Annotated in this window: 15 protein-coding genes; all 15 read right to left on the bottom strand. The window is 29.2% G+C overall.

The features are described 5' to 3' along the window. Positions 1-94: 94 nt before the first annotated feature. Positions 95-718, bottom strand: coding sequence for a hypothetical protein (locus K0039_RS12405; RefSeq protein WP_228105388.1), 624 nt, complete (start codon positions 716-718; stop codon positions 95-97). A gap of 108 nt (positions 719-826) precedes the next feature. Next, positions 827-1,306: a hypothetical protein gene (locus tag K0039_RS12410; RefSeq protein WP_228105389.1), complete on the bottom strand. Its 480-nt coding sequence runs from the start codon at positions 1,304-1,306 to the stop codon at positions 827-829. A gap of 114 nt (positions 1,307-1,420) precedes the next feature. Further along, positions 1,421-2,029 carry a hypothetical protein gene (locus K0039_RS12415; protein ID WP_228105390.1) on the bottom strand — a complete coding sequence of 203 codons (609 nt, stop codon included), beginning with the start codon at positions 2,027-2,029 and terminating at the stop codon, positions 1,421-1,423. Between the two features lie 59 nt (positions 2,030-2,088). Further along, positions 2,089-2,232: a hypothetical protein gene (locus tag K0039_RS12420; RefSeq protein ID WP_228105391.1), complete on the bottom strand. Its 144-nt coding sequence runs from the start codon at positions 2,230-2,232 to the stop codon at positions 2,089-2,091. Between the two features lie 295 nt (positions 2,233-2,527). After that, positions 2,528-2,905: a PM0498 family protein gene (locus tag K0039_RS24615; protein ID WP_500303640.1), complete on the bottom strand. Its 378-nt coding sequence runs from the start codon at positions 2,903-2,905 to the stop codon at positions 2,528-2,530. Between the two features lie 260 nt (positions 2,906-3,165). After that, the gene (hslO, locus tag K0039_RS12430; protein WP_228105393.1) at positions 3,166-4,050 is read right to left on the bottom strand and encodes an Hsp33 family molecular chaperone HslO; all 885 of its coding nucleotides are present in this window, start codon (positions 4,048-4,050) and stop codon (positions 3,166-3,168) included. A gap of 20 nt (positions 4,051-4,070) precedes the next feature. Next, on the bottom strand, positions 4,071-4,817 hold the full coding sequence (locus K0039_RS12435) for a class I SAM-dependent DNA methyltransferase (protein WP_228105394.1): 747 nt from the start codon (positions 4,815-4,817) through the stop codon (positions 4,071-4,073). Beyond that, positions 4,804-5,073: an alpha/beta-type small acid-soluble spore protein gene (locus K0039_RS12440; RefSeq protein WP_018591770.1), complete on the bottom strand. Its 270-nt coding sequence runs from the start codon at positions 5,071-5,073 to the stop codon at positions 4,804-4,806. The genes K0039_RS12435 and K0039_RS12440 overlap by 14 nt, the downstream gene beginning before the upstream one ends. A gap of 169 nt (positions 5,074-5,242) precedes the next feature. After that, on the bottom strand, positions 5,243-6,361 hold the full coding sequence (locus K0039_RS12445; protein ID WP_228105395.1) for an amidohydrolase: 1,119 nt from the start codon (positions 6,359-6,361) through the stop codon (positions 5,243-5,245). Between the two features lie 23 nt (positions 6,362-6,384). Beyond that, positions 6,385-6,858 (bottom strand): hypothetical protein, encoded by a 474-nt coding sequence (locus K0039_RS12450; RefSeq protein ID WP_228105396.1) that lies wholly within the window; start codon positions 6,856-6,858, stop codon positions 6,385-6,387. 231 nt (positions 6,859-7,089) lie between these two features. Continuing rightward, a complete protein-coding gene (locus K0039_RS12455; protein ID WP_228105397.1) occupies positions 7,090-8,085 on the bottom strand; it encodes an ABC transporter ATP-binding protein in 996 nt (331 codons plus the stop codon). Continuing rightward, the gene (locus K0039_RS12460; protein ID WP_228105398.1) at positions 8,085-9,056 is read right to left on the bottom strand and encodes an ABC transporter ATP-binding protein; all 972 of its coding nucleotides are present in this window, start codon (positions 9,054-9,056) and stop codon (positions 8,085-8,087) included. The genes K0039_RS12455 and K0039_RS12460 overlap by 1 nt, the downstream gene beginning before the upstream one ends. A 12-nt stretch (positions 9,057-9,068) precedes the next feature. Continuing rightward, positions 9,069-9,965, bottom strand: coding sequence for an oligopeptide ABC transporter permease (gene opp4C / locus K0039_RS12465; protein WP_228105399.1), 897 nt, complete (start codon positions 9,963-9,965; stop codon positions 9,069-9,071). A gap of 10 nt (positions 9,966-9,975) precedes the next feature. After that, a complete protein-coding gene (locus K0039_RS12470) occupies positions 9,976-10,941 on the bottom strand; it encodes an ABC transporter permease (RefSeq protein WP_228105400.1) in 966 nt (321 codons plus the stop codon). A gap of 65 nt (positions 10,942-11,006) precedes the next feature. After that, the gene (locus tag K0039_RS12475; RefSeq protein ID WP_228105401.1) at positions 11,007-12,668 is read right to left on the bottom strand and encodes a peptide-binding protein; all 1,662 of its coding nucleotides are present in this window, start codon (positions 12,666-12,668) and stop codon (positions 11,007-11,009) included. Positions 12,669-12,929 lie beyond the last annotated feature (261 nt).

Below are 12,929 nucleotides of genomic sequence, written 5' to 3' on the forward strand. Positions count from 1 at the left end.
ATCCTTTGTCCTATCATCTTATTGGAATAATGTTAACAATCTATAATTCATTGCTTACATTAGCTACATTAAACTATTAATTCTATTAGCTAAACTATGAAAAAAATATTGTAAAATCAGTAAATAAACAATCAAAAGTTTTTACCTTCCCTAATTCAACAAATTCAGTTTCTATATCTTCAATTACTAAATTAGCTAATTTTTTGTCTAATTTTTTATATCCTTCTTTCATTAGAATATTATCTAGTTTTATTAAAAGTTCTTTCTCTTCTTCTGAGTTAGGTTCCGAATCATCATAGAAATGCCATCCTTCAAAAATATTTTCTTTATTGAAATCATAACATGTTTCACCAAAATAGTAATAATAGTAATTGGCTAATATGCTTATAGATATGTACAACTCTCTTCTTTTACCTCCTAACGCCTTTATCAATTCAAAATCATCATCTAATAAAGGCCAGTTTTTATGCATATTAATTTTAAACTCTATACATTTATAATCATCCCAATCAATATAATTTCTAAATGCATATCCCTTAAAAATACCTTTTACCTTTTTTTCAATATAGTTATTATATACACTATTTCTTTTATATTGTCTTCGTTTCTTTTTATATAACATAAATTGTTTAGAATTTTGGTATTCATAAGATTCATACTTTAAATTTTCAGGAAAATATTTTTTAATTATACTTATCACTCTTTCATAATCTTCCATTTATAATCTCCTATTATCTTCTATTATCACCATTTTTAAAGTGCCCATCTTTTATTATTTTTTATATTTTTATCTATTTAACTAAAATTGTTCAAGTGTATTTCATTTTTAATTTAATAACTCTAATATTAAATTAGCTTGCGATGCATCTTCATCAAAATAATATATAGACATTTTAAATAAAAACTCTAATAATTGTTCCTCTTTAATTTTTGCATAAGTTTCTGATGTAATATTCTTTTCAGCAAATTCTGTTAGTATTATACGCATTTCCTTTATATTACAACACGCTTTAAATTCTTTAATAGCTTTTATAAATTTATTAACTATCTCTGACGGTTCTTTCTCTTCTTTCCAATCATCAAATTCTCCTAAAAAGGTATCATTATCTAGTTCAAAAAAGTAGTCATAAGCATAATTAGAAAAATATTCGGTTTTAACCTTCCTTATTTTGTAATCAGGCAAACAAACAAAACCTGAACTTTCAAATATTTTATATAATGCTTTTAATATATTTTCTTCATCTTTTTTGCAACAATTAAAAGTAATAAATTGTGTACAATCAAAATTTTCCCTCGTATTTTCCATAATAACCTCCTTAATAATTAAAAATAATCATGTATTATAAATAAAAATATGCCCTAATTATATTAGTGCATATTTTTGATATATATTAATTAACTTTAGCATTTTTAGTTATGATTAATCTTCTTTAACATCTTTCACATTTAAATGTTTTTTCATATTATTGTCACTTTCTATACAAGGCCTTAAATATTTTGAAATTACATTAATGTATTTTGAATCAAAACTAAGCGAAGTAATATCTTTCAACAGAATTTCTGTGGGTTCTTTATCCCATTCTCCAGCACCGTTAAAGTATAATAAGTAAAGATATTTCTTATCAATAGCTATAATTTTACCAATAAAAAATTTTGAAGATTCCATATCTTCACATTCAACTATTATATTCTTATTCTGGATAGACAACTCATTTAATACATTTCTCCAATTATCCAAAGAGTTTATGAATGGCTTTCTAATTTGATCCAATATACCCTCTTCCTTTAATATACGCTGTGAAAATTGCTGAGATTTAGTTATCACTACAGAAGTAATATCCTTAATTCTAACAATTGTATAACCATCCAAATCAAAATCATATAAATCTTGAAGTAGAACAAGGTTTTGCCCCACAGCTAAAGGTATAACATTAAGATCTTCTGAATCTATTTTACTTCTTTTAATCTTAACTTCGTGCAAAATATCTATGTTTTGCTTTATAATATCTATCTTTTCCGATTTATTCATTCCATATTTACCCTTTCAAATTAAATTCTACTGATAGCACATTCTTAAAATCGTTGTTATTAGTCCTTCCACTTATATCGTTTACTTCTTTTTGCAAAATCTCTGTAATCTTTTATACTTGCAACTTTTCCATCGTTTAAGTAATTATATTCTCTAAGAAGCTTATAACTAGCTTGATCTTTTGCCTCTTTTTTTGTAACCACTTATCATTATTATAAATGAATTTTAATCCTTTTACACCACTAAGCATATGTTACATTTGTTATGTTGCCATCTATATCATACTCATAAGTAATTTTTTGTCTCTCTATTTCAGCGTCTATTGGTAAGTTTCCTTATATATCATCAACGTCTAATTCAATATAGCCGACTAGTCTATCAAGTTTATCATAAGTAGAATGGACTTAATAAAAAACATTAAGTTTTCTATCAAGTCCATTGGTTTTAATGACATTTAAATTTGATATTACTCTTTTCCACATAATTTTTATAAAGAATTTATTTATTAACTATATTGCAAATTAACATAGGTTGATTGTATTCTTCTAATTCATCATATTCTATAATATGATATTCATCTCTAATTGAGTAAAATCTAATTGTTGCTGATGGACTTACATCTTCATCTCCAAGGTCAACTGATAAAACAATATCAAAATATGTTTTTCTAAACTCACTCATCATTTGTGTTTTTAGTTGCTCAATCATTATTAAGGCTTCTTTTAATACTTTATCTAAAGAATCATCTGAAGATAAATATATCTCATTACCTTCCCATTCAAAATTAGATAATTCATCTTTAATAAAATTAACATTATCACAAGATAAAAAAAATCCTTCTTTTATACAATAAAAATATTCTCCTTTTACACTTATCTTTTTTCAATTAATTTCACATTTTTATCATTATTTGTACCGTTAATATTACTTAATAATCTTTTCATTTCATAATTACAAAACATTTTAGATCTCCTTATCCTAGCCTTTATACCATTCATTAGCATACATATTAATATATCTTTAGCGCAAACTCTTTTCAATGTATTCAATACAAATTATATTTATAGTTATATTTCTTCAACTTATTTTACACATCAAAAGAGAGCTGTCTCACGACAGCTCTCTTTCTATATTAACTACATCTCATTTAATATTTCTCTTAATTCTTCTTCAGTATAGTGATAAGCACTATTACAGAAGTGGCAGCTTATTTCAGCTTGCTTATCTTCTTCTATTATTTCAGTTAAAGTTTCTCTACCTAATGATATTAAAACCCTCTTTATTCTATCTTTTGAACAGTTACAGTCAAATTTAACTTCACATATATCTAATATCTTTGGATCTAATCCTTCTAACACTAGATTTAATATGTCATCTGGAGTCATTCCTTCACTTAACATTGTAGTAACTGATTTTAACTTAGCCACATTTTGTTCTAAAGTAGCTATAGTTTCTTCTGTTGCATCTGGCATTAATTGAACTATTAATCCTCCAGCTTGCTCAACCTCTGTTGCTGTTGTAAGAACTCCTAAAGAAACTACTGATGGAGTTTGCTCAGATAATGCAAAGTAATGAGTGAAGTCTTCTGCAATTTCTCCACTTACTAATGGATAAGAACCAACATAAGGCTCTCTAAGTCCTAAATCTTTTATTACTTTAACATATCCGTCATTTCCTACTGCTCCAGCAACGTTTAATTTTCCATTTGGATAGTCCTGTACTTCCACACCGTTTAAGTCTGGATATTGTACATAACCTTTAACGTTTCCTTTTGAGTCAGCAGTTGTAAGTATAGTCCCTATAGGTCCTCCACCTTTTATGATTACACTTAACTCATCTTTATCATTTTTCATCATTAAGCCCATCATTGCTGTAGCTGTTAATGTTCTTCCAAGTGCTGCAGTTGCAACTTTTATTGTATTATGATTATCTCTAGCAGTTTGAACTAAGTTTTTAGTTACGCCAACATAAGCTCTTACTTGTCCATTTGTGCTAGTTGCTTTTATAACGTAATCCTTCATTGTTTTCCCTCCATTTATGATTATTTTTTACAAACAAAAAATACTCTTTCGCTGTCTTCTTTTGGAGCTTCTAATTTAAAATCTCCATAAGTTTTTATATACTCAAATCCTGCATTTTTTAGTAATTCGATTATTTCTTCATTTTTATAAGCTCTTTGTAAGTGGTTTTCTTCAAATTTATCAAATCTACCATCTTCTCCCTTAACAAAGAATGCAAGATCCATTTCTACTAAATTTTCGTAATCGTCGAAGTAGTTTTGCCACATATAAGCTATCTCTTCTCTGTTTTCACCATACATGTTGTTTCCTAGAACTTTTGATAATTTGTAATAAGAACTTATATCAAATATAAAAATTCCATTTTCTTTTAGTAACTCATGACATTTAGAAAATACGCCTTCTAAATCTTCGTCATAAGTTATGTAGTTAAATCCATCGCACCCACAAAGGATACAGTCTAAGTTAGTCACATCAAAATCAAGTTCTACGATGTCTTGTTCTAGTAATACTAACTCAACATTTTCTTTTTCTCCTTTTTCTCTGGCAACTTGTAGCATTTCTTCTGAAATATCTATTCCTGCGATATCATAATTTTTCTTAGTAAGTGGTATAGTTAAATTTCCTGTACCACAAGCTAATTCTAATATATTTTGTACTTCAACATTTTCACTTTTTATTATATCTTCAATGTATTTAACCCAATTGTCATAATCAACTTCATTCATAAGTTCATCATAGACAAAGGCAAAATCACTATATTGATTCATCCTTTTTATCCTCTTCTTCAGCTTTTTTTTTTAATTGTTTTTTGCGTGATGTGAGGATTCCACCGATTCTTCCTGCTTCCTTAGCAGTAAGACCTGCCCATCCTTTTTCATCAACTTTATCAAGCAGCCCTAATTCTCCTGCTATCTCATATTTCATTATATCATCTTGTGTCAATGGTTTTACCTTTTTTTCATTTTTCTTTCTTTGTTTTTCACATTTATAAATGAATTCTTCAGTTAATTTATTTTTATCCATAAAAACACCCCTTCTTTTTTTGTAGTTTCGTCATCTAGACAAAAATTTATACAAAAAACTAAGGGGTATATATTATTAACTAAAGAAAATCAGCCCGTTAACCCTATGAACTAATTGAATTTTAAGCAACGGAGTTTCCTAAAGCGATAGGGAAGGTAATTCGTTGGCGCTATGAGCATAGCGAATTTTTATACTCTAACAGCAACTTATATATATTTAAACCATTCATTAATATATCTTCATTAAAATTAAAATTAAAATTATGAAGTTCATTTACAAAGCCTTTTTCTTCATTTCTAGCACCTAACATAAAGAATAAACCTGGTACTTCCCTTTGATAATATGAAAAGTCTTCCGAAATCATAAGTGGATCTGTTTCTATTATCATATCTTTTCCAATAGCATTCACAAATTCATCATACAGCTTTTTATCATTATTAACTGCTAAATATCCATGTACAATTTCAGCATTTATTTTGCAACCATAAGATATTTCAAATCCCTTAATAAGCTCTCTTATTCTATTTACCATAGTATCATAAACAGAAGGGTTAAAGCATCTAATAGTGCCTTCTAATCTCACTTCTTCAGCGATAATATTTCTAACACTTCCTCCAGTTATTTTACCTATAGTTATTACAGCCCCTTCTATAGGATTAATATTTCTAGATATTATACTTTGTAAACTTGTAATAAATTCTGATGCTATTAAAACTGCATCTTTTGTATTTTGTGGTATGGCACCATGGCCACCCTTACCAATTATATCTATATTTATTTCTCCATTTTGAGCCATTAAATAACCTGGTCTACAAGCTATATATCCTTCTGGAAAATCAGGATGTATATGAAGTCCATAAACTTCATCCACTTTATATTTCTTGAATACCCCAGCATCCATAAGTCTTTTAGCCCCACCAGTATCTTCTTCTGCTGGTTGGAATACAAATACTATATTATCATTTAATTTTTCTTTGTTATCTACTAGATATTCTATCAATCCAAGGAGTATACTCATGTGTCCATCGTGACCACATAAATGTTCAGCCCCTTTGGGACTAGGTAATGCATCTATATCCGACCTAAAAGCAATTGTCTTTTTAGGATTTTTTCCTTTTATAATCCCCACTGTTGCTGTTTCCAAATATATTTCATATTCCACACCTAGTTTTTCTAAATAGTCTCTAATATATTTTGCTGTATTAAATTCCATATGAGAAAGTTCTGCTAAGTTGTGTAAGTTATGCCTATGTTTTTTTACTCTATCTTCCAAATATATTGTTCCCATAAAAAATCCCCCTTGTTTGTAAATTAGATTGTACCATATGGTTTGAATCGTCTTAATTCTTCAATCATGTCTTCTAAAGTATTATTACTTTTTTCAAAATCATTTCCTATCAATTCTAATAAAGAGTTAAATAGTAATTCTCCATTACCATCCATGATAAAACCTGATAAATATTCTCCATCTTCGCTTTCTAAAATTATTACTACCAAATTTCCTGTGCTTATCTGATATTCATAAGATGATTTGTCTATATCATCTATGTCCTTATTTAAGTGGTCCAAAGTTATTTCTAATTCTGATTTTTCATTTTCACTTAGTAGTGATTTTATTAAATTGCAATCATTTATCATATAAATTTTTGACTTATTATTGAGTTCCTCAGCGGATATATTACTATTCATACTTAAAAATTCCTCAGTTGTTATTTCTTTTGCTTTTAGCTTTTCTACTAAATAATTTGAAATATCATTAAGTTTGCATTTATCATTTTTATCCATAAGAGTCCTCCCTAATTTATTACATATTTTATTTATATAAATTTACCGAATTTATAATTTATCCTTCTATTTATCTATATTTTAATTATTTATTTTATTTGTATACTCTTGATATAAATTATAAATCATATACATTAATTATTACTATACTATTTTCATCTCTATAAAATTAAAAACCTGATACACTAGGAGATAATGTATCAGGCTTTTTAGTTTTATAATTATTTTAAGTTAATATATATGACATGCTACTCCAGTTTTATTGTCTAAAATTTTCCATGTTGGGCTTTCATTTATACAACGTTCTGTTTTATATGGACACCTAGTATGAAATCTACATCCACTTGGTAAATCAACAGCACTAGGCATACTTCCTTCTAAGGTAATTCTTTCTTTAACCTCATCTGGATGTTGAATTGGTACTGATGAAATCAATGCTTTTGTATATGGGTGTTTTGGGTTATCATACACTTCATAAGCACTTCCTTTTTCCACTATCTGCCCTAAGTACATTACTGCTATTTCATCGCAAAATGATTTTACCACGCTAAAGTTATGAGATATAAATAAGTATGTTAATCCAAACTTATCTTTTAAGTCCAGCATTAAATTTAGAATTTGAGATTGTATAGATACATCTAAAGCTGCTGTTGGTTCATCGCATACTATAAATTTAGGATTCATAGCCAAGGCTCTTGCAATACCTATTCTTTGTCTTTGACCTCCACTAAATTCATGTGGATATCTAAACATACTTGTTGCATCTAATCCACATAACTCTAACATTTCTTTTGTTTTTTCCTCAATATTACCTTTTGGAACTATTTTGTGCTTTTTAATTCCTTCTGATACAATTTGTCCCACACTTTTTCTTGGATCTAAACTTGCATAAGGATCTTGGAAAATTATTTGCATCTCGCTTCTCAGCTTAGTCATCTCACTATTTGATATTTTTATATTATTTTCCACATCAAAGATAACATTATCTCCAAATTTAACTTTTCCACCTGTTGGTGGTGTTAAACCTAAAACAGTCTTTCCTATTGTTGATTTTCCACATCCAGACTCACCTACTAGCCCTAATATGGTGTTTTCTTTTATTGAAAAACTAACTCCATCAACAGATTTAACATATTCTTTTCCTCTTATAAAAGATTTTTTCCTAACTTGATAATATTTTTTGAGATTTGAAACTTCAAATATGATTTTGTCCTCTTTTCTTATCATTATTTTTCGTCTCCCTTCTCACATTTAAAACAACGAACCATATGGTTATCTTTTAAAGTTATCATCGGTGGCTTTGAATTTTCACATTCCGCTTTTCTTTTTTTACATCTTTTATAATAAGCACATCCCTTTACATCCTCATATAAACTAGGAACATTTCCTTCTATGGATTGGAATCGTTCATTAAAGTTTTCAGGCATTGCACCCAATAAGTCTTTTGAATATGGATGTTTTGCATTATTGAAAAATTCATTAACACTACACTCTTCTACTACTTTACCATAGTACATTACAACTACCCTTTGCGCCATTTCTGCTATTATACCTAAATCGTGGGTAATTAACATTATTCCACTATTTCCTTCTCCCTTAATCTGTTTTAAAAGTTCTATTATTTCAGCTTGTGTGGTTACATCTAAAGCCGTAGTTGGCTCATCTGCTATTATAAGTGAAGGTTTACAAATCATAGCCATAGCAATCATTATCCTTTGCTTTAAACCACCGCTTAGTTCAAATGGATACTTATTTAAAACAGATTTCGGATCTGGTATATTTAATTTATCTAATAACTCTATAAGTTCATCTTTACAATTATTTTTTTTATCAGGTCTATGAATTTTATATACTTCTCTCAATTGTTTATATATTGTCACTACTGGATTTAGAGATGTCATAGGTTCTTGGAATATCATTGAAATTTTATCTCCTCTTACCTTGCACATTTCCTTCTCAGCTAAATCTATAAGATTTTTTCCTTCAAATAAAATTTCCCCCGATTCAATTTTTCCACTTCCAATATTTATAAGTCCCATAATAGCTAAAGAGGTAACACTTTTTCCGCTTCCTGATTCCCCTACTATACCTAATACTTCACCAGGATTTACACTTAAATCTACACCTTTTACTGTTTCAACCTTTCCCATTACTGTAGGAAAGGAAACCTTAAGGTCTTTTACTTCTAATATACTCATTTTTATTTCCTCCTACAGACGAGTTTTTGGATCTAGAGCATCACGAAGCCCATCTCCAACAAAGTTGATTGATAATACCATTAAAATTATTAAACTACCTGCTGGTATCCAAAGCCACCATTCTCTTTGCAATGTTCCGATATTCTGAGCTGCGATCAACATATTTCCCCAGCTTGGTTGTGGTAATTTAACTCCTATTCCTAAGAAACTTAAAGAAGCCTCTGTTAAAATACCATTTGCTATGGCTAAAGTTGCTGCAACTAATATAGGTGACATGATATTTGGAAGTATATGACTTTTTATAATTTCAAATGATGATAATCCCATAGCTTTAGCTGCCATGATATAATCATTTTCTTTTAAAGCTAAAATCTCTGCTCTTACTATCCTTGCTATATTAGGCCACATCAAAAAACCAATTATTATAATAAGATTTTTAACTCCTGGTCCTACTACTGCAGCAACAGATACTGCTATAACAAAGAATGGGAAACACATTATTACATCTATTATTCTCATAATTATTTTTTCAGCTATTCCACCAAAATAACCTGCTATTGCTCCCATTATTACACCTATAACTAATTGTACTGTCATTGATGCAATACCTACTATTATGGAAACTCTTCCTCCATAAAGTAATCTCGTAAACACATCTCTTCCTAAATCATCTGTTCCTAATATATGTTCACTACTTGGTGCCATTTTTATATTAAATAAATCAGTTTGACTGATTGTATAATCCGTAAGCAATGGTGCACATATTGAAAGTAAAACTAGTGCTAAAATTATAACTACACCTACTACTGCCAATTTGTTTTTCTTAAACTTACGAAAGGATATTTCTGTTAATGATACATATTTTTCTTGTTCTACATTTTCTTCTTTTTTCAAAGTATTTACAACCATTAGATCCCTCCTATTGACTCAATCTAATTCTTGGGTCTGCTCTTACATATAAAATATCTGCTATTATATTGGCCACTACGATTACAACTGCTATAAGCATTGTTATCCCCATTATCAACATATAGTCTCTATTCATAATTGCATTGTAATTTAATGTTCCTATACCTGGCCATACAAATACAGTTTCTGTAATTAGAGCACCTGAAACTAGCGCTGGTAGCTGCATGCATAGAACCGTTATTATAGAAATCATAGAGTTTCTAAGTCCATGTGTCCATACAGCTTTATTTCTAGTCAGTCCTTTAGCTTGTGCTGTTCTCATATAATCTTGATTTAATGAATCAAGCATTGAAGATCTTGTATATCTTAACAATGTTGCAGTTTGAGTAAGTGACAATACTATAACAGGCATAATCATGTGCTTAATGACATCAAGTACATGCTCTAAACCTGTATATGATGCTGTTAAAGTTTCCATTCCTGATGATGGTAAGATTGCCAAATCATATCCCAACCACTTTACTATCAGTAATCCAAAGAAAAATGTTGGTATAGATATTCCTACAAATGAAAGGAAAGTAACTATATAATCTATCCATGTTTTAGATTTTGACGCTGTAATAACGCCAATTACTATTGCAAGTATTGAGCTTAATATAAACGAAACTATTGATATTAATAATGTATTTTTCAAAGCTTCTATTATTATTGAAAATGCTGGTGCATTGTACTGTGTTGAATACCCAAAATCACCAACTATTGCTCTTCCTATCCATTTTAAATATTGCACTGGAATTGGATCATAATATCCTAGAGCCCTTAATTTTTGCTCTACCACTTCAGGTGCAACATTAGGGTCAATCATATTTAAATATGGATTACCTGGTTGCATATGAATAAGTGTAAATACTGTAACGGACACGCCAAACAATACAATTAATGCAACACCTAATCTTTTTACTAAGAATTTTCCCATATATTTTCTTGCTCTCCTTCATAAAAAAAGGGCTGTTTACAAGAAACAACCCTTTCTGATTTTATTTATTTGATTACCCAATTATGAACATTGTAGAATTCATTAAATGTAGATGGTTTATATCCTTCTAATTTATTGTTATATACACGTTCTATATCTTGACAGAATAAATATGCTTCTGGTACATCTTCGTTTAATATTTTAGCAAACTTTGCATAAGCTTCTTTACGTTTTCCTTGATCTAGCGTAGCATTACCTTTTTCTATTAGCTTATCTGTTTTTTTGTTATCATAAGCAACTATATTATATCCAACCATGCCTTTTTTATTTGATATAGCATCTGAATGCCACATTGGTCTTGGATCTGGATCTAAAGATAATGTATTACCCATCATGTATAAATCAAAATCATGATTAGCAACTACTTTGTCCATAACAGCTGAGAACTCCATAGAGTCTATATTTATTTTAACTCCTATTTCTTTTAAGTTTTCTTGTATTACTACTGCTGTTTTTTCTCTAACTGGATGTCCAGTTTGACAAACAAGATTTAATTCTAGTTTTTCTCCATCTTTATTTTCAACTATTCCATCACCATCTTTATCTTCCCACCCAGCTTCTTTTAATAAAGATTTTGCTTTTTCTACATCATACTTATATGGCTCTAATGATGATTCATCTGGGTAAGCCCAGCTTGAAGGTAATAGCGGTGCATTAACAACTTGTCCACGACCTTCTACAACATTATCTACTAATCCTTGGCAATTAATTGCATACATAAATGCTTTACGTAAATTTACATCTTGTAATTTTTTCTCTCTTAAGTTGAATCCCATGTAAGTAAATTGATAATTATCGAATGCTGCTTCTTTATATCCTTCTTTAACTAATGAATCTACATCAGCTTTTGCCAACGCTTCAACGTTTGCTATATCAATTGATCCATTTTTAAATTCTGCTTGAGTTGTATCAGCATTTATAACTTTAAATACTAAGTTTTGTGTTTTAACCTCTCCACCAAAGAAATCTGATGCAGCTTCAAATTTTACATAAGAACCACTTTTATATTCAGTTAATTTATATGGTCCACATCCAATTGGCTTATTTAAAAGATCAGTTTTCTTTGTCCATTCACCTACAGGAACTTCTGACCATATATGCTTTGGTAATATTTGTACTGTACCTAAGTTTGTTACTCCTGGTGCATATACTTTATCAAACTCTATTTTTATTGTGCTTTTATCAACAACCTTTAATCCTTCAATTTTATCAGCTTTTCCATCATGATAATCTTTAGCGCCTTTTATATTTTGAACATCTCCATAATAGCCACCTGTATAATCACCTGATGCCATACTTGTAAAAGTAAATGCCACATCTTCAGCTGTTACATCTTTGCCGTCATGCCATTTAACATTATCTTTTATTTTATATGTAATCGTTTTCTGATCATCAGAAACCTCGTATTTATCTGCTAAATACTTTTCTAACTCACCCTTGTCATTAACTGTCATTAAAGATGCATAAACAACAGATTCAACATAGTGATCCATTGCTATATCTGAAACAAGTGGATTAAATATCCCCTGTGGCGCTGTATTCATAGAATATACTATAGTATCCTTTGCTTCTCCACCACTAGTTTTTGATCCTTTTGAACTACACCCTGTAAGTGCTGTACACAATAGGGCTGTAGCTAAAAATAAACTAATTACTTTTCTTTTCATGTTCTCCTCCTGTCATATTTCCCTATAATTCAACTTTTTTCTGTATGTTTTAACATTGCTTTCTTATTATAAATGATAATCACTATTGGTGTCTAATTGATAATATTTATACTCAAAAGGCAAATATAGATTTTTTTAATAATTGAAAAAAACTCCCCCTTATCAGTAAATTATAACTATGATAGGGAGGCTCATCTACTTAAACAACACTCTAATATCATTTATAGCAAAATAGAAATCACTCTTACCGAAAATAAGAGT

The organism is Terrisporobacter mayombei (assembly GCF_020748465.1).
Lineage (GTDB): Bacteria > Bacillota > Clostridia > Peptostreptococcales > Peptostreptococcaceae > Terrisporobacter > Terrisporobacter mayombei.